Source organism: Myxococcus faecalis (assembly GCF_050039385.1).
GTDB classification, from domain to species: Bacteria; Myxococcota; Myxococcia; order Myxococcales; family Myxococcaceae; genus Myxococcus; species Myxococcus fulvus.
Window position 1 is genome coordinate 7,239,056 of record NZ_CP144336.1, and the last position, 21,879, is coordinate 7,260,934.

Consider the following 21,879-nt stretch of genomic DNA (forward strand, 5'->3'; position numbering starts at 1 on the left):
GCGATGCGGCAGGCTCGCCCGCCCGGGGGACGGACGGGCGCCCGGAGTATCAGATGCCGCGCAGCACGGTGGCCTTGCCCACCCGGCCGATGGCGAGGATGTAGGCCGCCGTCCGCATGGAGACCTTGCGCGAGCGGGCAATCTGCGCCACGCGCTCGTAGGCCTCCTTCATCGTCTTCTCCAGCTCCGCGTTGACGCGGTCCTCTTCCCAGGACAGGTGCTGGAGGTTCTGCACCCACTCGAAGTAGCTCACCGTGACGCCGCCGGAGCTGGCGAGCACGTCCGGCACCACGAAGATGCCGCGCTTCTCGAAGATTTCGTCCGCCTCCGGCTGGGTGGGGCCGTTGGCGCCCTCGATGATGAGCCGCGCGCGGACATGGTTGGCGTTGTCGCGGGTGAGCACGTGGCCCAGCGCCGCGGGGATGAGCACCTCGCAGTCGGCCGCGAGCACCTCCTCGTTGGTGCACGCCGTGCCGCCCGTGAAGCCCGTCACCGTGCCGGTGCGCTTGACGTGCTCGAAGAGCGACGGGATGTCCAGGCCCGCGGGGTTGCGGATGCCGCCCAGCACGTCCGCCACGGCCACCACCACGCCGCCGTCCTCCCACAACAGCTGCGCGGTGTGGCTGCCCACGTTGCCGAAGCCCTGCACCGCGAAGCGCGTGCCCTTCACCGGCAGGCCCAAATCCCTCAGGATTTCACGGCACACGTACAACAGGCCGCGCCCGGTGGCCGCCTCGCGGCCCTTGGAGCCGTAGAGTTCCAGCGGCTTGCCCGTGACGACGGCGGGCGAGTGGCCGTGGTAGCGCGAGTACTGGTCCATGATCCACGCCATCACCTGGGGGTTGGTGTTGACGTCGGGGGCGGGGATGTCCCGCGTGGGACCGATGACGTCCTGGATCTGGTCGACGAACTTGCGCGTCAGCCGCTCCAGCTCCTTGAGGCTCAGCTGCGACGGGTCGCACGCGATGCCGCCCTTGGCGCCGCCGTAGGGCACGTTCACCACGGCCGTCTTCCACGTCATCAGCGACGCGAGCGACGAGGACTCGTCCTGGTTCAGCGCGGGGTGGTAGCGCAGGCCGCCCTTCATGGGGCCGCGGCTGTTGTCGTGCTGGATGCGGTAGCCGAGGAAGGTGCGAATCTCCCCGGAGTCCATCTCGATGGAGACCTGGACCTTCACCTCGCGCAGGGGCGTGGCGAGCAGCGTTTCGATGGGGGTTCCCACGTCCATGATCCGCGCGGCCTTGCGGAAGTAGTAGTTGGTACCCTCGACGGCGCTCATGATTCGCAGGGCTCCTGGTGGCGGTGGACCCGGGTGGGCCCGCACCGCGCGCGAGACCTTAACAGAAGGGGTGCGCTACCATAGGAAACTGCCATGTCACCCGGTCCCCCGGATGCTTCCACGGTGAACGGACACCTGCAGGGCCTGGCCCGACGGATTCGCGCGCTGAGGGAGCGCCGGGGCCTCACCCAGGAGGACTTCGCCGTCCGGTGCGGCATCTCCGTGTCCTTCGCGTCGCTGCTGGAGCGCGGGGAGCGCAGCCCCAGCTACGAGACGCTCCTCCAGGTGGCCTCCGCGCTGGAGATGCCCCTGTGGGAGCTGCTCCGGGTGGAGGACGTGGACGACGCCGGGGGCCACCGGCTGGAGGGCTTCGCGCGCACCCGTCACCTCTCCCGTCCGGACGTGGACCGGCTGCTCGAGGTGGCGGAGGTGATGTTCAGCGGCGGCCCGTCGGCGACGCGGCCCGCGCGGCCCGAGCCCGTCCCGTGCTCGCAAGCGGGCTGCGAGCGGCCCGTGCTGGCCCGGGGCCTGTGCACCGCGCACTACCACCGGGAGCGGCGCAGGAAGGCCGCCGCGTCCGAGGAACCCTGAGAGGAGGGCTTGGGCACGGCCCGCCTGGGACTGACGCGCGGCACGCCTCGCGCGGGGCCCTTGTCCGAGCCCTCCGCGCCCATGGCGTCCGGCATGGCCCGAAGGCCCGCCGGACGCCCATGCGGTGCGACTACTTCTTGCGAGCGCGCTCGACCTTCAGCGTGCGCTCACCGTGCTGCTTGCCGTGCGTCGCCTCGAAGCCCGCGGCGTCCTCGTCCGCGACGAACACGTACGCGTACGTGGGGCGCAGGTCCATGCGCACCACCTTGCCGGCCGGAGCCCCGGCGGCCTCGAGCGCGCTGGTGACGCCCGCCTCGTCCAGGCCGTCCTGCTTGCCCAGGCCCACCCACAGGCGCACCTGGCCCGGCAGGTCCGGCAGCGCCTCGTGACGCGGGCGACGCTCCTCGCGTGAACCGCGCGGACGGTGCCGTTCAATCTTCAGCACCTTCTCGCCGTGCTGCTTGCCGTTGAGCGCCTCGAAGCCCGCCGCGTCCGCCTCGGCCACGTACGCGTAGCCGTAGGTGGGGCGCAGCAGCGCCTTGAGCACCTTGCCGGCGGGAGCCCCCGCGGCCTCCAGGGCGGCGGGCAGCTTCGCCTCGTCCATCCCGTCGTCCATGCCCAGGTTGGTCCACAGCTTCACCTCGCCGGGGCCCGCGTCCGGGGACGGGGGCGGACGGGTGCCGGGCTCACGCTCGGTGCGCGGCTTGCTCTTCTCCACGCGCAGCGTCTTCGTCCCGTGCTGCTTGCCGTTGAGCGTCTCGAACGCCGCGCTGTCCTCCTCCGCGACGAAGACGTACGCGAACGTGGGGCGCAGCTCCGCGCGCACCACCTTCCCCAGGGGCGCGCCCGCGTCCTCCAGCGCCGTGGCGATGCTGCCCGGCCCCAGGCCATCCGCGGTCCCCAGGTTCACCCACAGCTTCGCCTCGCCGGGGCCCGCCTCCAGCGCGGCGGCGCCGCCACGGCCGGAGTCACGCTCCCGCCGGGGCTCGTCGCGGCGCGGACGGCGCTCGCGGTCCGGATGCTCCGGACGCGCCATGGGCTTCTCACCGCGCTCGCGACGGTCCTCGCGCTCACGACGCTCGCCCCGGCCACCGCGCTCCTCGCGGTCCCGACGACGGCCCTCGCCGCCGCTGGACTTGCGCTCGGGCGCGGGCTCGCGGCGCTCCGTCTCCTGGGCCGCCTGCAGCTTCTCCATGCGCAGGTGGCTGAAGAAGTACTTGAGCAGGAACGCGACCAGGTCATCCGCGTTGGGGCGGTTCTTCAACTGCGCGGCCAGGGGCAGGAAGCCCTCGAAAATCGAGCCGCCGGCGGCCTCCTGGATTTCGCGCACGTGGCGCTCGGTCCAAAGGCGCATCGCCTCCTCGGGGGCGGGCATCTCCTGCTTGTCGAACTTGATGCCGTACTTCTTCTCCAGCGCGGTGTACGTGGCCAGCTCGCGCCCGGAGAAGAGGTTGATGGCCGTGCCCTTGTTGCCGATGCGGCCGGTGCGGCCCACGCGATGCAGGTAGACGGCCGGGTCCTCGGGCAGCGAGTAGTTGATGACGTACTCCAGCCCGGAGATGTCGATGCCGCGCGCCGCGATGTCCGTGGCGACCATGAAGGCCACCTCGCCGCGCTTCACCTTGCCCATCACCCGCTCGCGCTCCTTCTGCGGCAGGTCTCCGTTGAGCAGCTCCGCGTCGAAGCCGTTGCGGTTGAGCACCGCCGTCACCAGCGCCGTGTCATCCCGCGTGTTGCAGAAGATGATGGCGTTGGGCGGCTCCTCCTTCTCCAGGATGTAGATGAGGTTGCGCGGCTTGGGGAAGGCGTCCGACACGTCGTAGCGGACGTGGTGGATGTGCTCCACGGTGAAGACGTCGCCGGAGAGCAAGAGCGTCTCCGCGTTCGTCGTGTACCGGGCGATGAGGTTCTGGATGTCCGTGGGGACGGTGGCGCTGAAGAGCAGCACCTGGCGCGACTTCGGAAGGCGGTCGAGGATGCGGGTGACCTCCTCGTAGAAGCCCTGGTTGAGCATCTCGTCGGCTTCGTCCAGCACCGCGTGGTCGCACCCGTCCAGCTTCAGGTTGCCGCGGTTGATGTGGTCGAACACGCGGCCGGGCGTGCCCACGATGATGGGCGTGCCCTCCTCGAGCGCGTCCTCCTGCTGCTTCATGGAGGCGCCGCCGTAGATGGCCGCCACCTTCACGCCCTTGTACTTGGCCAGGAGCGTCAGCTCCTCCGCCACCTGCAGCGCCAGCTCGCGCGTGGGGCAGAGGATGAGCGCGCGCACGCGCTTCTCATCCGCGGGAATCTTCTCCAGCAGCGGCAGGCCGAACGCGGCCGTCTTCCCCGTGCCCGTCTTGCTGCGGACAATCAGGTCCTTTCCCTCGATGGCGGGCCGGAAGGCGCGCGCCTGGACAGGGGTGGGGTGGGTGTAGCCGCGCTCCGCCAGCGCGCGGCGGAGGGGCTCGGACAGATTCATGTCGTCGAAGCCGATGTCCGCGATGTATTCGGCGGGACGCGTCGGGGCTTCGTCAGTGGCCGGGCTGCCCGGCGCGGTGGGCTCTTGGATGTCGCTCATCAAGCAGGGGCATAGCCCCTGCATTACCCTCTGGCAACAATCGCGGCACTTTGGGGTATGGAGAGCCGATGGCGAGTGGAGGGAAGAGAACCAAAGGAACGTCGCCCGGACGCCGGGCGAAGCGGGCGCCCGCGAGCGCCCCCGCCAGGGCGGATACCGTCGACGCCGAGGTCGAGGACACCGGGGTGGAGGCCTCCCCAGACCCGGATTCCCTGGAGCCGGACGAGGCCGAGCTGACCGACGTGGAGCCCGAGGAGGAGGCCGCTCCCCGGCCCGCGCCCCCCCAGGCCCTGGTCCGGGCGAGCGAGTCGGGGCTGTCCAACCGGGACCCGCTGCAGGCCTACATGGCCGAGGTGACGCGCCACCCCCTTTTGACGCGCGAGGAGGAGCTGGCCCTGTCGCGGCACTACCGCGAGACGGGGGACGTCAGGACGGCGTACCGGCTGGTGGCCTCCAACCTGCGGCTGGTGGTGAAGCTGGCCCACGAGTACCACCGCAACCCCCTGTCCCTGCTGGATCTGGTGCAGGAGGGGAACATCGGGCTGATGCAGGCGGTGAAGAAGTACGACCCGGAGCGGGGCGTGAAGCTCTCCAGCTACGCGGCCTGGTGGATACGGGCGTACATCCTCCGCTACATCATGGACAACTGGAAGATGGTGAAGCTGGGGACCACCGAGGCCCAGCGCAAGCTCTTCTTCAAGCTGCGCCAGGAGCAGGAGAAGCTCATCGCCCAGGGCTTCGAGGCGAGCCCCAAGCTGCTGGCGGAGCGGCTCAACGTCTCCGAGCAGGACGTGATGGAGATGGACCAGCGGCTGGGGCACGACGAGGTGTCCATCGACGCGCCGCTGGGCGGGGACGACGAGGGCTCGCGGGCCACGCGCGCGGACCGCTACCTGCCGTCGGGCGCGGTGCCCGCCGACGAGCGGCTGGGCGCCGAGCAGCTCAAGGCCCTGTTCCGCGAGAAGCTCGCCGAGTTCTCCCGGACGCTGGAGGGCAAGGAGCGCTTCATCTTCGAGAACCGCCTCACCTCCGACGAGCCCCTGACGCTGCAGGACATCGGCGACAAGTACGGCGTCAGCCGCGAGCGCGCCCGCCAGATTGAAGCCGCCCTGATTGCGCGGATGCGGGAGTTCATGCGCGAACACATCCCGGACTTCGACCTGGTGGCCACGCCCAAGAGCTGACGGACCGGCCCGGGCGGGGGGCTGCCCGGTGGAGAGGTGGGGGCGTTATGCTGGGCGCCCCCGTCTCCGCGGGTCGGAGGTTGCTCCATGCGCAGTCTGCTCGTCGTCGTGCTGTGCCTGCTGGCGGGGTGCTCCCGCTCGCTCCGGGAGAACTACCAGCGCGACAAGGCGGCCAGCCATGTCTACCAGCGCACGCTGCCGGACCTGTGGCCGGAGGTGAAGGCGCACCTCCAGAAGGAGGGCTACTCCTGGAAGGAGATGCCGGGCCGCTACGTGCTGGAGACGGAGTGGCGCGACGCGGGGGGCGGCACGCTGGGGCCCACGTCGTCCTCGCGCTTCCTGATTGAGGGCCACACGCTGCCCAACGGCGGCAGCATCCTCCGGGTGATGCGCGGCAACCGGATGTCGCAGGCCATCGGCGGGGGCAACGTGGAGCAGCGAATCGCCCAGGGAGGCTCCGCCCGCGCGCAGGAGGAGCAGGCCGTGGCGCGCGCCAACGCCAACACCACCGGCGTGCTGCCCACGCAGCAGAGCTACGCGAGGGACCTGGAGCTGGAGCTGGAGCTCTTGCGGCGCATCGAGCCCGACGCGGCCGGCCGGCTGGCGCAGCAGGCGGCGCTCGAGTACCCCTGAACCAGGGGCCCTCCCAGCGCCGCCCGGCGCGTCACTTCTTCCAGGGGCGGGAGATGACGCAGGCGTTGATGCCGCCCACGCCCATGGACAGCTTGCCCGCGCAGCCTTCGGGCGCGGCCTGGGCCTCGTCGAAGACGAAGCGGCCGTGGACGCGCGAAATCTGCTGGTTGAGCTCCGTCTTCTTCAGCGGCGTGGGGAACACCTGCCCGCGCCCGTAGCCCAGGTACTGCGCCGTCAGCTCCCAGCCGCCGCCCGCGGACATGCCGTGGCCGAAGGTGCCCTTGCGCGCGGTGATGAGCACCGACTCCGGCATCACGTCGCGCAGGTTCTGGACCTCCAGGTAGTCCCCCGGCGTCGCGGTGGCGTGCAGGTCCCAGCTGCCCACGTCGGCGGGGCCGCAGCCCGCCTGGGCCAGCGCCTCGCGGATGGCCAGCGTGGGGCCCTCCTTGGACGGGGTGATGATGTGGTCCGCGTCCGCGGTGACGCCCACGGAGACGGGCTCCATGCCCAGGGGCTTGAAGCCCTTGGCCGTGAAGTAGTCGTAGTCGCCCAGCACCCAGACCACCGCGCCGCCCGCGATGTGCGTGCCGCGCAGGGCGGTGAGGGGCTTGGAGATGGCCGCGTCCGCGGAGATGACGCGCGCGTTGTAGAAGCCGCCCACGACGAGCGGGTTGGGCGCCGCGTCCGTCATGCCCATGACGACGGCCTTCGCCTCACCCAGCTGCAGGGCGTTCATCGCCAGCTTCAGCCCGTAGCCGAACGACGAGCACGCGGCCACCGGCGCGAACGTCATGCCGGTGATGCGGCCGAGCATCGAAATCTGCGAGGCGGGCGTGTTGTGGATGTTCCACAGCACGTTGGAGGACACGGCGTTCCAGGGCGGCTCGGGCGCGTTCCACTTCTTCTGCAGCCGGCCGTTGCGCGTGCGCTTCTCCTTGATGACGGCCAGCTTCGCGGACTCCACGTCCGCGCCGTCCGGCACGCCGATGGCCTCGATGTCGCGCAGCTCCGCCAGGTACTCGCGCAGCTCCGTGGAGCGGCCCGTCCAGTAGTGCCACCACGCGTCCTCGGCCTCGTCGCGCACGCCCTCGTCCACCGTGGACGGCTCGGGCGGCACGCCCTCGGTGGGCTCGCGCGTCTCCAGCCACTGGCGCAGCACCGCGTTGCGCTCGGGGGCCGCCCAGAAGCGGTCCCACCGGCGCTGGGCGCGGTACAGGTCCAATGAGATGGACTGGATGGTGGGCAGGTCGCCCAGGCCCGTGCCCACGTAGACGTGCGCGCGGGGCCCCAGCGCCTGCAGCTCCTGCTCCAGACCCGGGTTCTGCGCGAGCGACTGGATGAACGCGCCGATGGCGAACTGCGTCGGCTGCCCCATCTTCCGCTCCAGCTGGGAGAAGCGGTTGGCGGGGAAGCGCTCGTCGATCCACGGCTTGTAGTCCGCCAGCTGGAAGTCCGGCGTACCGACCAGGAAGTTGTCCGGCCCGAAGCCGTTGAAGGGGGACAGCCAGCTCTCGGAGGACGCGAGGTTCCTCTCGAACGCCTCGATGTTCCTGGACCGGGGGGCGACGACGCCCCAGCCGAAGATGCCAACTCTGCGCACGGTGTGACTTTCCTTGGGCCGCTAGGGGGCGAGCGGCTCAATCTTCAAATTGTCGAAGTGGACGCGGGTCTGCCAGCCCGAGAACCCGAAGTACTGGTTGCGCGAGCCCTCGAGGGGCGTGGCGTCTTTGAGGGTCAGGAACGGCTGGCCGTCCAGCTCCCAGGCGAGGGTGTCACCGCGGCGGGTCAGCTTGAAGTGGTGGCGCTTGCCCGGCACCACCGCGGCCCCATCCCGCGTGACGCGGTCGGGCGTGTGCTCGCTCCTGCGGGCGATGGCGGACTGGGTGTTCTTCCAGCCGCCGAAGATGAACACGTAGCCGGTGGCGGTGTACTGCAGCCGCAAATCACCCGCGTAGAACGAGCGGCCGTCGCCCCAGGCCTCCACCTTGATGTCGCCCTGCGGGCTGTCCGTCCACGCGTCGAACTCGATGACCGCGTCGCGGGGCAAAGGGCGCTTGAGCCACACGGGGCGGTTGTGGAGCTGCTCCACCACCAGCGCGCCGTCGACGATGCGCGTCGCGGTGGGGTTGGTGACGTTCCACGCGTCGCCGAGCGTGTCGCGCTCGAAGTCGTCCGCGTACGGACCCGGGGGGATGGCCGGCGTGGCGGCCGCGACCTTGGCGGGCAGCCGGTCCGGCGTGTCCACGCGCAGGTTGTCCCAGAAGATCTGCGACTCGAAGCCGGACAGGCCCAGCCTGTCGTTTCCCGGCCCCTTGAGCGGGCGCGGGTCATCCAGCTCCAGGAACAGCTCCCCGTCGATGGACCAGCGCAACAGCGTGCCCCGGCGCTCGATGCGCCAGTGGTACGTGCGGCCCGCCTGCACCGGCGTGCCCCGCGCCTCCACCTTCACCCGGGTGTCGTCCTTGAACACGGAAGCCAGGTCCGCGGCGGCGCCCGACGACTCCGCCTTGCGCTGCGCGCGGCGCTGGAGCGCGTCCAGCGTGGGCGCGTTCAAGTCCAGCCGGGCGATGGCCGACACGGAGTTGTTCTGGCCGCCCTGCATCAGCACGTAGCCGGAAGCCGGGTCCACGCCGTTGCCGAAGAGCTCCACCCGGATGTCGCCCTCGGGCAGCTCCGAGCGCACGTCCAGCTCCACCGCCACGTCGTCCGGCAGGGGCGCCTGCAGCCACAGCGGGTTGTTCTTCACCCCCGGCGCCAGCAGCTCGCCCTGAATCACCCGCCAGTAGCCGCCCGTGGTGAAGAAGTCGCGCTTCACCACGCCCGGGTCGCTGAAGTCCTGGGTGTAGGGGATTGTCGCCGTCACCTCCGCGTCACCGCGGAAGAGGACGTAGTGGATGAGGGGGAACTGGATGACGAGGATGAGGCCGACGAGCACGGCCCAGCCCCGGCGCGACAGTCCCTCGGGCTTCACCCAGGCTCCCTGAGCCAGGGGCTCCTGACCGGGGGATGGCTCCGGGGGGGACTCCTGCTTCTCCTTCTCCTTGCGCCTGGCCTGGCCCATCAATCCTTTGGGGGTTTTCCGGGGGGAAAGGCGGCGGAATCTACGCGCCACCCGGGTGGAGGTAAAGCACGGCCGACGACCGGGGGAGGCCGGCTACTTGACCCCCCAACGTTTCTCGAGCGCCCGTTGCTCCGCCTGCCGCAGCTTCACGCGCTCCTTCTCCGCGCGCTGCTTGTCGGCCTCCTCGGGGGAGGGGCGCATGGCCAGCTGGTAGACGGAGCCCGCGATGGCGAACATGCCCGCCGCGACGATGACGCCCCAGGGACGGCTCGCCACCGCCTCCACCAGGCTGCCGAACTGGTGCAGCGCCGCCAGCGCGCCGATGACGAGCACCCACCCGCCCGCCGCGGAGGCGACGAGCGCGCTGACCACCCGGTGCAGGAGCGCGCCCACCAGCCCGCCGATGATGAACCCCGGCGCGAAGCCGAGCAGGAAGTCCTGCGGGCCGGCGATCTGCCCGGCCACCAGGCCCAGCGGCACGCCCAGGCCCACGAAGGTGATGGCGGGCGGGAAGAGGAAGCCCAGCACCAGCAGCACTCCCGCGGCGATGGACGGCGCCCGGGGGTCCAGGTCCGGCAGGCCCAGCTTCACGGCCACCGCGCCCGTCCACACCAGGCCCAGCAGCGCGCCGATGGGGCCGGCGAGCACCCGGAACACCCGGGGGCCTCCGCCGACCAGGAGCAGCGTCACCCCGAGGACACAGCAGACGATGCCCGCCCACATCGGCAGCAGCCGGTAGATGGCGACCCAGCCCGACGGATTGAACTCCTGATAGGCCCTGAGTGCCTGGAGGAGGCCTTCCATGACTTCCGACTCCTTCGCATTGCGGCGCGGCTCGAGCCGCCCCCGAGGGGCGCGAGCGCCGACGATGTAGCTTAAGCGTAGCGCTTCAGCGCCAACAGCAGCAGCACCACGAAGACGGCGGCCCCCAGCGCCGCGAAGCCGTAGAGGGCACGAGGCGTGGACGTGCGGCGCAAGAGCTCCTCGGCCTGGGCGCGGTCCTGGGGGGCCGGATTGCTCGCCAACAGACGCTCGGCCTGGCGTCGGGCCCCGGCGACGTCACCGGCCTCCTTGAGGGCCCAGGCCGCGCGGACCTCGGGGGCGCCGGGCGGCTCGGGCGTCTGTCCGCCTTTCGCCATGGGCCCGCTGTATACCGGGGAATGCGAGCACCCGTCGACGGTATATAGATGCGCTCTATGTCCGCGCGGCGCCTGACCCGACGAAACCTCCTGCTCGGCACCTCCGCGCTCGTCCCGCTGCTGTCTGGGCGTGCGCGCGCCTTCGGTGAGAAGAACCGCTTCATCCCCGCGGTGGCGAAGCACGGCGGCCGCTGGGACGGGCGGCTGTCGGGCCTGCGTCGGATTGCGTGGGAGCTGCAGCGGCGCACCTCGGTGGAGGTGGTGCCGGACGCGCGCCCGTTCGCGCTGAGCAGCCCCGACCTCTTCGAGTACCCCTTCCTGTACTTCGGCGGCGACGGCGCGTTCCCCGCGCTCAGCGAGGCGGAGGTGACCAACCTGCGCCGCTACCTGACGTACGGCGGCTTCATGCTGGCGGACGCCAACGACGGCAGCGACGGGGACGGCTTCGACGCCAGCTTCCGCCGGGAGATGCGGCGCGTGCTGCCGCAGAGCCCGCTCACCGAGGTGCCCTCCACGCACGTGGTGTTCAAGTCCTTCTTCATGCTGGACGCGGCGCCCGGGCGGCTGCTCAACAAGCCGCAGCTCCTGGCGGCCAACCTGGGCAAGCGCGCCGCGGTGCTGTACTCGCAGAACGACGTGGCGGGGGCGTGGAGCCGCAACGAGACGGGCGACTACGAGTTCGACGTGAGCCCCGGCGGCGAGCCGCAGCGCGAGCTGGCGGTGCGCCTGGGCATCAACGTCTGCATGTACGCGCTCTGCCTGGACTACAAGGACGACGCGGTCCACCTGCAGCTCATCCTCAACAAGCGGCGCTGACGCGAAGGGCCTCACCTCAAGAGCCTGGATGAACTCCCCCACCTTCAACGCCTGGAAGCTCGTCAGCCTCTCTCCGCTGCCCTCGTGGGCGCTGGTGTTCCTCGCGCTCGGGCTGCTGTTGGGCGTGGGGCTGGCGGCCTGGGGCGTGCGCCGCGAGCCCGCGCGTGGCCGTCGCATCCTCTTGTGGGCCCTGCGCGTGGGCGCGGGCGTGGCCGCGCTCTTCTTCCTGCTGGAGCCGGGCATCCGTCACCTCCAGGTGGCGCGGATGAAGAACCGGGTGGCGGTGCTGGTGGACCGCTCGGCGTCCATGGGCTTTCCCACCGAGCCGGGCGGGCCCACGCGCAACGCGCAGGTGGCCGCGTTCCTGGAGAAGGCGGGCCCGGCGTTCGCGGGGCTGCAGGACCGCTTCACGGTGGAGATGTACGGCGTGGACCCGGAGCTTTCGCCGGTGACGCCCGCGTCGCTCGCCAAGGAGCCGCCCCGGGCGGGCACCACGGACCTGCTCGCCGCGCTGCGTGCGTCGGCGGGGGCGGGGCAGGGCGCTCGCAAGCTGTCCGGCGTGCTGCTGTTCAGCGACGGCGCGGACAACGCGGAGCTGAAGGCGGGCGTGGTGGGCCGCGCGCGCGCGGCGCTCGCGGACCTGGGCGTGCCGGTGTCCACCTTCACCGTGGGCCAGGAGGCGCTCAAGGACCTGGCGATTGAAGGCCTCAAGGTCGATGACTTCGCCTTCGTGCGCAACTCGCTCACGGTGGAGGCGGAGATCCACGGCAAGGGCTTCCGGGGCAAGGAGATTCCCGTCGTCCTCAGCCAGGAGGGCAAGACGGTGGCCACCAAGACGGTGCGCCTGGAGACGAACGACGACGTGAAGCCGGTGTCCTTCACCTTCACGCCGGACCAGACGGGCCGCTTCGTCTACACGGTGTCGGTGCCCACCTTCCCGGACGAGGCGGTGGCGGACAACAACAGCCGCTCCTTCACGCTGAAGGTCATCCGGGACCGGGTGCGCGTGCTGCTGGTGGTGGGCCGCCCCTCGTGGGACGAGCGCTACCTGCGCGGGCTGCTCAAGCAGGACGCGAACGTGGACCTCATCTCGTTCTACATCCTGCGCACGCTGTCGGACGACCCGGGGACGTCGAACGACCGGGAGCTGTCGCTCATCCCGTTCCCCATGGAGGAGATCTTCGACACGAAGCTGGACACCTTCGACGTCGTCATCTTCCAGAACTTCGGGCACTCGGACCCGTCGCTGTCCATCGCCGAGTACGAGCGCAACCTGGAGCGCTACATCCACAACGGCGGCGCCTTCGTGATGATTGGCGGCGACAGCGTGCTGGGCGAGGGGCGCGCCACCATGCCCACGCTGATGGACGCGCTGCCCGTGGCCGCCGCGGGCCCCGCCAACCTGGACGCGTTCACCGCGCGCCTGACGCCGGAGGGCCTGCGCCACCCGGTGACGGCCATCGGCACCGGCGCCTCCAGCACCGAGGCCGCGTGGGGCGAGCTGCCGCCCATCCCCGGCATCAACCTGACGCGCGCGCGGCAGGGCGCCACCGTGTTGCTGGAGCATCCGCATCTCACCTCGGACGGGAAGAACGCGCCGCTCGTCGCGGTGTGGGATTACGGCCGGGGGCGCGCGCTGGTGATGGCCACGGATGCGTCGTGGTACTGGGCCTTCGCGGCGCACCGGGATGGCTCGCCCAGCCGCGCGTATGACCGCTTCTGGGGCAACGCGCTGCGCTGGCTGGTGCGGGACCCGGACCTGACGACGCTGAAGGTGACGGCGGACCCGCCCTCGGTGGAGCCGGGGCGTCCGGTGGCGGTGGTGGTGCAGGCGCGCAGCGCGGACTACCAGCCGGCGCAGGACGCGCAGGTGCGCGTGGAGCTGTTCTCCGTGGCCGCGCAGAAGCCGGTGGCGGTGCAGACGGGGGCGACGGGGCCGGACGGCGTGGTGCGGCTGGAGTTCGCGCCGCCGGAGCCGGGCCCCTACAAGCTCCTCGCCACGGCGAAGAAGGGCGACACGGAGCTGGGCCAGGGCGAGGACGCGGTGGCGGTGCGCGCCGTGGGCCCGGAGCTGTCGGACGCGTCGGTGCGGCCGGAGCTGATGGAGCAGGTGGCCAAGGTGACGGGCGGCAAGGCCTACAAGCTGCCCCAGGACAGCCTGCCGGATGTGCCGCTGTTGGACCCGCCCGTGGTGGAGGTGGGCCGCGCCAAGGACCAGCCGCTGTGGGACCGCTGGTACTACCTGGTGGCCCTCATCGGGCTGCTCGGCGCGGAGTGGTTCGCGCGGCGCCGCTTCGGCTACGTCTGACGCACGGGCCCGGAACAAGGGCGGCTGGGGCGTGTTCGCCAGGTGCGGTAGAGAGGGGACCTTCGAGCCCCTTCCTGGAGCCCTTCGTGCGTCACGTCCTCGCGCTACTCCTCGTCGTCCTTCCGCTGTCCCCGGCCTTCGCGCAGTCGCTGCCCGCCGACTTCGACGCCACCCTCGAGAAGGCGATGAAGACCTTCGACGTGCCCGGCATCGCCGTGGCCGTGGTGAAGGACGGCAAGGTGGTGCTGTCCAAGGGCTATGGCGTGCGCAAGCTCGGGGACAAGACGCCGGTGACGGCGGACACGCTGTTCGGCATCGCGTCCAACAGCAAGGCCTTCACGGCGGCGGCGCTGGCCATGCTCGTCGAGGAGGGCAAGCTGCAGTGGGATGACCGCGTGGTGGACCACCTGCCGTCGTTCCAGATGCACGATGCGTACGTCACGCGCGAGCTGACGATTCGCGACCTGCTCGTGCACCGCAGCGGGCTGGGGCTGGGCGCGGGGGACTTGCTCTACTTCCCGCAGTCGACGTTCACCGAGGACGAGATTGTCTCGAAGCTGCGCCACCTCCCCCCGGCGTCGAGCTTCCGCAGCAAGTACGCGTACGACAACATCCTCTACCTCGTGGCGGGCAAGGTCATCGAGAAGGTGAGCGGCCGTCACTGGCGCGACTTCGTGCGTGAGCGCATCTTCGTGCCGGTGGGCATGCGCGACAGCAGCACGCTCTTCAAGGCGTTGCGCGTGAGCGGCAACGTGGCCACGCCGCACGCGAAGGCGGACGGGGTGCTCAAGGCCATCTCGCCCATGGGCTTCGAGAACAACGCGCCCGCGGCGGCCATCAACTCCAGCGTCAACGACCTGTCCAAGTGGATGATGACGCAGCTGGCCTTGGGCGTGATTCCGGGGACGGACGGCAAGAAGCGGCTGTTCAGCGAGGCGCAGTCGAAGGAGATGTGGGCGGCGCAGACGGTGATGAACGTCACCGAGCCGTCCAAGCCGCTCGCCGGGCTGCGCGCGAACTTCGCCGCGTACGCGCTGGGCTGGTCCTTGCGCGACTACAAGGGCCACAAGCTGGTGGGCCACGGCGGCGCGCTGCCGGGCTACTACTCCCGGGTGATGCTGGTGCCGGAGCTGAACCTGGGCGTCGCGGTGCTGACGAACCAGGAGGAGCGCGGGGCCATCGAGGCGCCGATGTGGACGGTGCTGGACGCGTTCATGGGCGGGCCCGCCACGGACTGGGTGGCCGCGTTCAAGGCGGATGACGACGCGAAGCGCGCCAAGGCGGAGGCCCAGGTGGCGGGGCTCCGCGGCAGCCGCAACGCCCAGAGCAAGCCGTCGCTCCCGCTCGACGCGTACACCGGCACGTTCCGCGACGCTTGGTACGGCGACGTGACGCTGACGCGGGAGGCGGACAAGCTGGTGCTGCGCTTCAGCCGGACGCCGGGCCTCGTGGGTGAGGTGGAGCACTGGCAATACGACACCTTCGTCGCGCGCTGGAAGGACCGCTCGCTCAACGCGGACGCGTTCGTGTCCTTCTCGCTCAAGCCCGACGGCGCGGTGGGCGAGATGCGCATGCAGCCCGTCTCACCGCTCACCGACTTCAGCTTCGACTTCCAGGACCTGCGCTTCACGCCCGTGAAGAAGGCGCCTGACGCCGTCGCGAAGCCCGTGCACTGAAGAGGGGCCGCTCTGGGACTCGCCCGTCCGGCCAGCAATGCCAGACGGGCGCGTCACCGGGTGAATCGGGCCGCTACTGCTTCTCCACCACGCCGCACGCCAGGCGACCGCCGGCGTCACCGGTCGGGTCCGTGGCGTAGTCGTCCTCCTTGACGTGGACGACGACGGCCGAGCCGTCCTTGTCGAACAGCGACTTCACCGTCAGCCCGCCCTGGGCGAACGTGTCGAACTGCACCTTGCCGTCCTGGCCCACGTAGAGGTTGGGCAGGTCGCCCAGGTGCTTGCCCTTGTGGGCCATCATCCCGTGCGCCTTCTTCGTCGGGTTGAAGTGCGCGCCGGCCGTCTTGAACTCCGGCGCCTCGCACTTGCCCGTCTCGTGGATGTGGAAGGCGTGCTGGCCGGGGGGCAGGTCGTGCAGCGTGCCCTTGATGAGGACGCCCTGCTTGGCCTGCTCGAAGGTGATTTCGCCCACGTCCTTGCCCTGCGCGTCCTTCACCGTCGCCTTCGCCGTCTCGCCCTTGGGCGCCTCCTTCTTCGCCGGCGCCGCGGCGGCGGGGGCGGCCTGGGCGGGCGCGGGGGGCGTCGCCGCGGGGGCCTGGGCCAGCGCGGGCGCGGCGGCGGTGAGAACGGTGGCGGTCAGCAGCGCGCGAATCTTCATGGGTCGGGGTCCTCCTCCAGAGGGGAAATGCTGCTCAGCGAAGGTGGACACTAGCGGTTGTCCGCGCAGCCCGCAGGGAAACCATGCGGGCCGCCCACCGCCTCCTCACTCCTGTCCGATGGGTGGCACTACCAGCGGCACCGGCACCACGCGTGAAGCGCCGAAGGCCGGTGCCCAGGTGCGCTGCACCTCGGGGCCGTTGAGGAATCGCACGATGGCCTTGAAGGCCTCCTCAGGACCTCCCAGCGTCTCCGCCCACTCGAGGCCTCGCGGCGACAGGTTGGGCACCAGCGGCCCCAGCTCCTCGGCGGACGCGGACGAGCGCGTCACGCGCAGGCCCTCGTCGCGCAGCCGCTTGGGAACGAACAGCGGCGCGAAGCGCGCGTGCCGGTGGTCGTGGACGCAGCCCTCCTCCTGCAGCAGCGCCGCGGACAGGGGCAGCTCTCGCACGTTGAAGAGCAGCTTCACCGCGCCCACGTGCGGGTCGTACGGCCCGCGCAGCCGGTGGTCTCCGCGCGGAATCAGCCGCCGGTCCAGGTAGCAGTACGCCCGCGTCTCCGGAGGCAGCGTGCCCCGGTGCCGGGCGCCGCCATACCGGAAGAAGGGCCGCAGGTGCCTGGCGTCCACCTCCAGCGCGGGGCCCACCTTCAGCGCGCGCAGCTTCGGGAGCAGCTCCTCGGACAGCCCATGCACCCGCGCGAAGTCCGGCAGGTCGTCCAGCGAGGACGCCGCGAAGGCGCGGATGCGCGCGAGCAGCCGCTCCGGGTCCGCGTCCACCAGGAGCTCGTCGAAGCGCGTCTTCACCCCGGGCAGGCTCACGGGGACGAGCGTGGTGAGCGGCTCGCCCTCCGCGCTCCACCGCGCGTCCAGCGCGCTCGCCTCCGGCGTCGTGGGTGCCAGCCGCCACTCGGGCGCCTCGGGGGTGAAGTGCTGCCACGCCCCCCGGCGCTCGAAGCGCGGCGGGTCCACGTGGCCCGGCAGCGAGGACCACACGGTGATGCACGTGCGCACCTGCGTGCCGGCGAAGGCGCCCGGCCCCAGGTCCACCACCTCGCGCAGCGTCAGCATGCGCAAGAGCGACTGGCGCAGGGGGGCGTAGAGGAACGCGTCCAGCAGGCTCGCGGGCGTGATGAAGGCGAGCACGCCGGGCCGCGTGGACAGCCGGTGCGCGGCGACGAGCAGGAAGAAGGCGAAGTCGTCGCGCAGGCTCGTGCCCGGCGGCAGTGCCAGCGGCAACAAGGCACGCAGCTTCGCGTACGCGCCCGCGTCCTTCAGCACCGGCGAGGTGCCGTTGTAGGGCGGATTGCCCACCCACAGCTCGCGGTGCTCGGGCGGCGTGGCGGCGAGCATGGGCTCCAGCCCGCCTCGCAGCGTGTCGCCCTCCTTCACGTCCGCCTCGGGGACGCGGGCCTGACACAGCCGGGCCACGGCCGGGTCCAGCTCCAGGCCGCACAGGCGGGCTCCGGGCCAGAGCTTCGAGGCCGCCGACAGGAAGGCCCCGGCTCCACAAGCCGGGTCAATCACCGTGAGCGGCCCTGCTCCCAGGTGCGCCATCGCGAGCGATAGCGTGCGTTCCACCAGGGGCGCGGGCGTGAAGAACGCCCCCACCGCCTTGCGGTCGATTCCGGGGAACTGGTGGACGAGCTTCTCTTCGTCGACGTCCAGCAACCTATTCGCGGCGCGTGGCATTGAGGAGTCATCCTAGCCACCCCCGCCCCTCGCGGTGATCCACTCAAAGCTTTGCAAACGCACTCAAATGTCCGGATGTGATGTCCCAATCACTTCACATGCCCGGAAGTCTGAGATTTGGCGCCCCGCAATGCGTGACTTCAGCCCGCACCGTACACCCGTGGGGGTTGTGTGTGATGGGCCTGCTCACCCAGGTTGCTTCACCAGGGCGCGGAACACGCCCATACCGGCCACCATCCCCACCACGAAGAGCGCCACCGTCAGTCCGCCCACCGGCAACACCACCAGGGCCGGTCCCGGGCAGTAGCCCGACAGGCCCCAGCCCACGCCGAAGAGCACCGCGCCCGCCACCAGGCGTCCATCCACCGAGGCGGAGGGCGCCTTCGGGAAGGCGTCCGCCAGCACAGGGGCCGCGCGGCGGAGGATGAGCCCGCGCGCCAGCGCGTACGCGCCCAGCGCGCCCGCCATGACGAAGGCGAGGCTGGGGTCCCAAGCGCCCGCCACGTCGAGGAAACCCACCACCTTCGCCGGGTCCGTCATGCCGCCCAAGCCCAGCCCCAGCGCGAAGAGCAGCCCCGCGGCGCCCGCCGTGAGGGCCTGCTTCATGACGCACCTCCCACGAGATGCCGGGTGACGAAGACGGTGGCCGCGCCCGCCGCCATGAACGTCAGCGTGGCCACCAGCGAGCGCTTGGAGCCCCGCGCCAGGCCACACACGCCGTGGCCGCTGGTGCAGCCGCTGCCCAGCCGCGTGCCGAAGCCCACGCACAGCCCGGCGATGAGCGGGGTGGCCACCCCAGTGAGCACCGGCGCCCCGAGCACCTCCGGCCGCACGGCCGCGAGCACCAAGCCGCCCAGCATCAGCCCGCCGATGAAGGCTACGCGCCACCCGGTGTCACCCGACGCGGGCGCCCAGAGCCCACCGGCGATGCCGCTGATGCCGGCGATGTGGCCGTTGAAGAGGAGCAGGAGGGCCGCGCCCAGGCCCAGCAGGACACCGCCCAGGAGCGGCAGGAGGAACGTGTTCATCGATGCAGGCACCTGACGAGGAAGAGAATCGAGGCAAGCGGTGCGACCGGCTCAGGAGCGTGGCACGCCGCCGGTCAGGATGTGAGAGCCCGCCCCCGGGAAAAGCACCCAGGGGCCCGTGTTGAGGCGGGTGGGTTCTCCCAGGCCGGCGGGCATGGCGCGCGGGCTCCCTCGGGGCCTCGACGCGCGGAGAGGACAGGGCCGCGGTGGTGAGACGAAGGGCGAAGGGGCGCGGCGACGCGGTGCTCGTCTCCGCGGCGACGCGGGGGGACCGGGAGGCGCTGCTCGCCCGATGAGCCTCCCCTCGGTGCACGGCTTCGGGCTGCTGCGCCTGTGCGGCTCCAGGGACCTGCTCCAGGAAACGCTGGTGACGGCGTTCCGGGAGCAGGCGCGGCTGTCGACATGGCTCTACCCGGTGGCGCGCGCTGACTGCTCACGGGAGCGCCGGAAGGAGGCGCGCGGAAGGGGCTCGCGTGTCGCTCGATGCGCCCGTGGCGCGGCAGGTGGTCTCCCTGAGCCGGCGCTCGACGACGTGGCGCACGCGCGTGAATCAGGCTCGGCCGATGGTCTCCCTGAGCCGGCGCTCGACGACGTGGCGCACGCGTGTGACTCAGGGGTGGCCGGTGGTCTCCCCGAGCCCGTGCTCGACGACGTGGCGCACGCGCGAATCGGGGGCGGCCGGTGGTCTCCCCGAGCCCGCGCTCGACGACGTGGCGCACGCGTGAATCGGGGGCGGCCGGTGGTCTCCTCCGAGCCCGCGCTCGACGGCGTGGCGCACGCGCGTGACTCAGGGGCGGCCGGTGGTCTCCTCCGGGCCCGTGCTCGACGACGTGGCGCACGCGCGAATCGGGGGCGGCCGGTGGTCTCCCCGAGCCCGCGCTCGACGACGTGGCGCACGCGTGAATCAGGGGCGGCCGGTGGTCTCCTCCGGGCCTGTGCTCGACGGCGTGGCGCACGCGCATGAATCAGGGGCGGCCGGTGGTCTCCTCCGAGCCCGCGCTCGACGACGTGGCGCACGCGCGTGAGTCGGGGGCGGTGCTTTGGGATGCGCCCGGGACACTGTCCACGTCGGACCGGGAGTCGCTGCGCCCCTGGGACGTGGAGGGCTTGTCCGCGGAGGAGGCCGCGCGCCCGTCGGGCATCGACGCGCCCGCGCACAAGCGCCGTCTGCACCGCGCGCACGCGCCAGCGGGAGCAGCGCTCCAGCGTGTCTGCTGTCAGGGATTGAGCAAGAGGGGCGGGCCCCGGGCCCCTTGGAGGCCCGGCGCCCACCCCCGCCCTCCTCCCCAGGAGCAGTGACGGAGGAGGGCTATCTCGATGGCATCAAGCCTTGCTGGGCGTGGGAGTCGGTGTCCGACCTGTGTGTTCCACCGAGGCCGCCGCGGCCTCGGGCGCCACCGAAGGCCTGCCCGCGCCCATGTGCATGCGGTGCTTCACCTCGGCGAAGCGCTCGCTGGACTCGCGCTCCGGGAACATCAGCGACACGAGCACCCCCACGATGAAAGCCAATGGCATGGTGATGATGCCTGGATTCTTCAGCGGGAACAGGGCGCTCGTGTTCTTGAGCAGGTCCACTTGTACGGTGGGCGACAGGAAGATGAGCACCACCGCGCTGAACGAGCCCGTCAACATGCTCGCCACCGCGCCGTAGGTGGTGAACTTCTTCCACGCCATGGACAACAGCAGCGCGGGGAAGTTGGCGCTCGCGGCAATCGCGAACGCCAGCCCCACCATGAAGGCCACGTTCTGTCCCTTGAAGGCCACGCCCAGGATGATGGCGAGCACGCCCAGCAACAGGCTCGCCAGCCGCGCCACCTTGAGCTGCTCGTGCTCGGGGGCCTGGCCCTTGCGCACCACGCTGGACCACAAGTCATGGGACAGCGCCGCCGCGCCGGACAGCGTCAGGCCCGCGACCACCGCGAGGATGGTGGCGAAGGCCACCGCGGAGATGAAGCCCAGGAAGCCCGTGCCCCCCACAACTTCGGCGAGCATGGGCGCCGCCATGTTGCCGCCCTTGTCCACGCTCGTGATCGCCTGCCGGCCCACCAGCACCGACGCGCCGAAGCCGAGGATGAACGTCACCAGGTAGAAGTACCCGATGAGGCCCGTGGCATAGAACACGCTGCTGCGCGCGGCCTTCGCGTCCGGCACCGTGTAGAAGCGCATCAGGATGTGCGGCAGGCCCGCGGTGCCGAACATCAGCGCCAGGCCCAGCGAAATCGTCTCCAGCGGGTTGCTCACCAGCGTGCCCGGCGCCAGCGTCTTCTCCCCGTACTGGCGGGTGGCCTCGCTGAAGAGCGCCAGCGGGCTGAAGCCGAACTTGTAGAGCACCGCCAGCGCCAGCGCGGACGCGCCCGCCAGCAGCAGCACCGCCTTCACGATCTGCACCCACGTGGTGGCGATCATCCCGCCGAAGAGCACGTAGAGGATCATCACCGCGCCGACGATGACGACGGCGACCTCGTAGGACAGCCCGAAGAGCAGGTGGATGAGGTTGCCGGCGCCCACCATCTGCGCAATCAGGTAGAAGCTCACCACCGTGAGCGTGCCCAGCGCCGCGGCCAGCCGCACCGGCGTCTGCTTGAGCCGGTACGCCACGACGTCCGCGAAGGTGTACTTGCCCAGGTTGCGCAGGGGCTCGGCGATGAGGAACGTCACCACCGGCCAGCCCACCAGCCAGCCCACCGAGTAGATGAGGCCGTCGAAGCCCGACATGGCGACCAGGCCCGCGATGCCCAGGAAGCTGGCGGCGCTCATGTAGTCGCCCGCCAGCGCGAAGCCGTTCTGCAGCGCGCTCACCCCTCCGCCCGCCGCGAAGAACTCGGACGTCGTCTTCGTCTTGCGCGCCGCCCAGTACGTGATTGCCAGGGTGACGCCCACGAAGAGCAGGAAGAAGAGGATGGCCGTGGAGTTGGGCTGGCCCAGCTGCGTGCCCGTTGCCGAAGGGGGATTCATGCGGATTCTCCTCTCAACGACGCAGTTCGCGCAGGGCCCGGTCGTACTTGCCGTTCGCCCAGATCATGTAGATGCCCGTCAGTGCCCAGGCCGTCACGATGACGAGCGCGCCCAGGAGGATGCCCACCGACAGACCGGGGACGAGCTGCTGGCCCATCAACGGCTTGTTGAAGGCCACCAGCAGGATGAAGCCGAAGTAGGCCACCAGCGTGGCCACGGTGAGGACGGCGGCCACCCGCCAGCGCGCGGCCGCGAGTCTTTCCAACGCCTCTTCTTGGGATGGGGAGGACATCGCTTGAGCT

General features: G+C 71.0%; 19 protein-coding genes. 7 read left to right on the forward strand and 12 right to left on the reverse strand.

Annotation, left to right across the window (positions count from 1 at the left end; all coding sequences use genetic code 11):
- Positions 1-49 precede the first annotated feature (49 nt).
- On the reverse strand, positions 50-1,279 hold the full coding sequence (locus tag VZQ01_RS29135; RefSeq protein ID WP_223748035.1) for a Glu/Leu/Phe/Val family dehydrogenase: 1,230 nt from the start codon (positions 1,277-1,279) through the stop codon (positions 50-52).
- A 93-nt stretch (positions 1,280-1,372) separates the two neighbouring features.
- Between VZQ01_RS29135 and VZQ01_RS29140 the strand changes: the two genes are divergently transcribed.
- Positions 1,373-1,870 carry a helix-turn-helix domain-containing protein gene (locus VZQ01_RS29140; RefSeq protein WP_223748036.1) on the forward strand — a complete coding sequence of 166 codons (498 nt, stop codon included), beginning with the start codon at positions 1,373-1,375 and terminating at the stop codon, positions 1,868-1,870.
- Positions 1,871-2,000: 130 nt separating this feature from the next.
- Here VZQ01_RS29140 and VZQ01_RS29145 read toward each other — a convergent pair whose 3' ends face one another.
- Positions 2,001-4,430 carry a DEAD/DEAH box helicase gene (locus VZQ01_RS29145; protein WP_223748037.1) on the reverse strand — a complete coding sequence of 810 codons (2,430 nt, stop codon included), beginning with the start codon at positions 4,428-4,430 and terminating at the stop codon, positions 2,001-2,003.
- Between the two features lie 68 nt (positions 4,431-4,498).
- Here VZQ01_RS29145 and VZQ01_RS29150 point away from each other — a divergent pair, with 68 nt between their 5' ends.
- Positions 4,499-5,614 (forward strand): RNA polymerase factor sigma-32, encoded by a 1,116-nt coding sequence (locus tag VZQ01_RS29150; protein ID WP_426745274.1) that lies wholly within the window; start codon positions 4,499-4,501, stop codon positions 5,612-5,614.
- 87 nt (positions 5,615-5,701) lie between these two features.
- Positions 5,702-6,247, forward strand: coding sequence for a hypothetical protein (locus tag VZQ01_RS29155; protein WP_223748039.1), 546 nt, complete (start codon positions 5,702-5,704; stop codon positions 6,245-6,247).
- A 31-nt stretch (positions 6,248-6,278) separates the two neighbouring features.
- Here VZQ01_RS29155 and VZQ01_RS29160 read toward each other — a convergent pair whose 3' ends face one another.
- From VZQ01_RS29160 to VZQ01_RS29175, 4 genes are all read right to left on the reverse strand, one after another.
- Positions 6,279-7,847: a beta-ketoacyl synthase N-terminal-like domain-containing protein gene (locus VZQ01_RS29160; RefSeq protein ID WP_408889390.1), complete on the reverse strand. Its 1,569-nt coding sequence runs from the start codon at positions 7,845-7,847 to the stop codon at positions 6,279-6,281.
- Between the two features lie 21 nt (positions 7,848-7,868).
- Positions 7,869-9,308, reverse strand: a complete 1,440-nt coding sequence (locus tag VZQ01_RS29165) for a DUF6250 domain-containing protein (protein ID WP_426745275.1) — start codon at positions 9,306-9,308, stop codon at positions 7,869-7,871.
- 93 nt (positions 9,309-9,401) lie between these two features.
- Positions 9,402-10,112, reverse strand: coding sequence for a hypothetical protein (locus VZQ01_RS29170; protein ID WP_223748042.1), 711 nt, complete (start codon positions 10,110-10,112; stop codon positions 9,402-9,404).
- A gap of 71 nt (positions 10,113-10,183) precedes the next feature.
- Positions 10,184-10,447 carry a DUF2379 family protein gene (locus VZQ01_RS29175; RefSeq protein WP_223748043.1) on the reverse strand — a complete coding sequence of 88 codons (264 nt, stop codon included), beginning with the start codon at positions 10,445-10,447 and terminating at the stop codon, positions 10,184-10,186.
- A gap of 57 nt (positions 10,448-10,504) precedes the next feature.
- Between VZQ01_RS29175 and VZQ01_RS29180 the strand changes: the two genes are divergently transcribed.
- From VZQ01_RS29180 to VZQ01_RS29190, 3 genes are all read left to right on the forward strand, one after another.
- Positions 10,505-11,263: a DUF4159 domain-containing protein gene (locus tag VZQ01_RS29180; protein ID WP_223748044.1), complete on the forward strand. Its 759-nt coding sequence runs from the start codon at positions 10,505-10,507 to the stop codon at positions 11,261-11,263.
- 28 nt (positions 11,264-11,291) lie between these two features.
- Positions 11,292-13,571, forward strand: coding sequence for a glutamine amidotransferase (locus tag VZQ01_RS29185; protein WP_426745276.1), 2,280 nt, complete (start codon positions 11,292-11,294; stop codon positions 13,569-13,571).
- An 86-nt stretch (positions 13,572-13,657) separates the two neighbouring features.
- Positions 13,658-15,247, forward strand: a complete 1,590-nt coding sequence (locus tag VZQ01_RS29190; protein WP_426745277.1) for a serine hydrolase — start codon at positions 13,658-13,660, stop codon at positions 15,245-15,247.
- A gap of 73 nt (positions 15,248-15,320) precedes the next feature.
- On the opposite strand, the gene VZQ01_RS29195 is transcribed toward VZQ01_RS29190, so the two are convergent.
- The 4 genes from VZQ01_RS29195 to VZQ01_RS29210 all read right to left on the reverse strand — a co-directional run bounded on the left by VZQ01_RS29195 (position 15,321) and on the right by VZQ01_RS29210 (position 18,622).
- Positions 15,321-15,905: a superoxide dismutase family protein gene (locus VZQ01_RS29195; protein ID WP_223781703.1), complete on the reverse strand. Its 585-nt coding sequence runs from the start codon at positions 15,903-15,905 to the stop codon at positions 15,321-15,323.
- A 105-nt stretch (positions 15,906-16,010) separates the two neighbouring features.
- Positions 16,011-17,594: an HsdM family class I SAM-dependent methyltransferase gene (locus VZQ01_RS29200; protein ID WP_141333196.1), complete on the reverse strand. Its 1,584-nt coding sequence runs from the start codon at positions 17,592-17,594 to the stop codon at positions 16,011-16,013.
- 186 nt (positions 17,595-17,780) lie between these two features.
- Positions 17,781-18,200, reverse strand: a complete 420-nt coding sequence (locus VZQ01_RS29205; protein WP_223781704.1) for a DUF6691 family protein — start codon at positions 18,198-18,200, stop codon at positions 17,781-17,783.
- A complete protein-coding gene (locus tag VZQ01_RS29210; RefSeq protein WP_426745278.1) occupies positions 18,197-18,622 on the reverse strand; it encodes a YeeE/YedE family protein in 426 nt (141 codons plus the stop codon). Before VZQ01_RS29210 ends, VZQ01_RS29205 begins: the two co-directional genes overlap by 4 nt.
- 960 nt (positions 18,623-19,582) lie before the next feature.
- On the opposite strand from VZQ01_RS29210, the gene VZQ01_RS29215 reads away from it, so the two are divergent.
- Positions 19,583-19,921 (forward strand): sigma-70 RNA polymerase sigma factor region 4 domain-containing protein, encoded by a 339-nt coding sequence (locus VZQ01_RS29215; protein ID WP_426745279.1) that lies wholly within the window; start codon positions 19,583-19,585, stop codon positions 19,919-19,921.
- A gap of 24 nt (positions 19,922-19,945) precedes the next feature.
- Here the strand turns inward: VZQ01_RS29215 and VZQ01_RS29220 are convergent, their stop codons facing one another.
- Both VZQ01_RS29220 and VZQ01_RS29225 read right to left on the reverse strand, forming a co-directional pair.
- Positions 19,946-21,577: a sodium:solute symporter family transporter gene (locus tag VZQ01_RS29220; RefSeq protein WP_426745280.1), complete on the reverse strand. Its 1,632-nt coding sequence runs from the start codon at positions 21,575-21,577 to the stop codon at positions 19,946-19,948.
- 13 nt (positions 21,578-21,590) lie between these two features.
- Positions 21,591-21,869, reverse strand: coding sequence for a DUF485 domain-containing protein (locus VZQ01_RS29225; protein WP_046715732.1), 279 nt, complete (start codon positions 21,867-21,869; stop codon positions 21,591-21,593).
- Between the last annotated feature and the right edge of the window lie 10 nt (positions 21,870-21,879).

Coding starts and splice junctions, on each gene's coding strand:
- VZQ01_RS29135 (WP_223748035.1), bottom strand. CDS start 1,279: ATGAGCGCCGTCGAGGGTACCAACTACTACTTCCGCAAGGCCGCGCGG.
- VZQ01_RS29140 (WP_223748036.1), top strand. CDS start 1,373: ATGTCACCCGGTCCCCCGGATGCTTCCACGGTGAACGGACACCTGCAG.
- VZQ01_RS29145 (WP_223748037.1), bottom strand. CDS start 4,430: ATGAGCGACATCCAAGAGCCCACCGCGCCGGGCAGCCCGGCCACTGAC.
- VZQ01_RS29150 (WP_426745274.1), top strand. CDS start 4,499: ATGGCGAGTGGAGGGAAGAGAACCAAAGGAACGTCGCCCGGACGCCGG.
- VZQ01_RS29155 (WP_223748039.1), top strand. CDS start 5,702: ATGCGCAGTCTGCTCGTCGTCGTGCTGTGCCTGCTGGCGGGGTGCTCC.
- VZQ01_RS29165 (WP_426745275.1), bottom strand. CDS start 9,308: ATGGGCCAGGCCAGGCGCAAGGAGAAGGAGAAGCAGGAGTCCCCCCCG.
- VZQ01_RS29170 (WP_223748042.1), bottom strand. CDS start 10,112: ATGGAAGGCCTCCTCCAGGCACTCAGGGCCTATCAGGAGTTCAATCCG.
- VZQ01_RS29175 (WP_223748043.1), bottom strand. CDS start 10,447: ATGGCGAAAGGCGGACAGACGCCCGAGCCGCCCGGCGCCCCCGAGGTC.
- VZQ01_RS29180 (WP_223748044.1), top strand. CDS start 10,505: ATGTCCGCGCGGCGCCTGACCCGACGAAACCTCCTGCTCGGCACCTCC.
- VZQ01_RS29185 (WP_426745276.1), top strand. CDS start 11,292: ATGAACTCCCCCACCTTCAACGCCTGGAAGCTCGTCAGCCTCTCTCCG.
- VZQ01_RS29195 (WP_223781703.1), bottom strand. CDS start 15,905: ATGAAGATTCGCGCGCTGCTGACCGCCACCGTTCTCACCGCCGCCGCG.
- VZQ01_RS29200 (WP_141333196.1), bottom strand. CDS start 17,594: ATGCCACGCGCCGCGAATAGGTTGCTGGACGTCGACGAAGAGAAGCTC.
- VZQ01_RS29205 (WP_223781704.1), bottom strand. CDS start 18,200: ATGAAGCAGGCCCTCACGGCGGGCGCCGCGGGGCTGCTCTTCGCGCTG.
- VZQ01_RS29210 (WP_426745278.1), bottom strand. CDS start 18,622: ATGAACACGTTCCTCCTGCCGCTCCTGGGCGGTGTCCTGCTGGGCCTG.
- VZQ01_RS29215 (WP_426745279.1), top strand. CDS start 19,583: ATGAATCAGGGGCGGCCGGTGGTCTCCTCCGAGCCCGCGCTCGACGAC.
- VZQ01_RS29220 (WP_426745280.1), bottom strand. CDS start 21,577: ATGAATCCCCCTTCGGCAACGGGCACGCAGCTGGGCCAGCCCAACTCC.
- VZQ01_RS29225 (WP_046715732.1), bottom strand. CDS start 21,869: ATGTCCTCCCCATCCCAAGAAGAGGCGTTGGAAAGACTCGCGGCCGCG.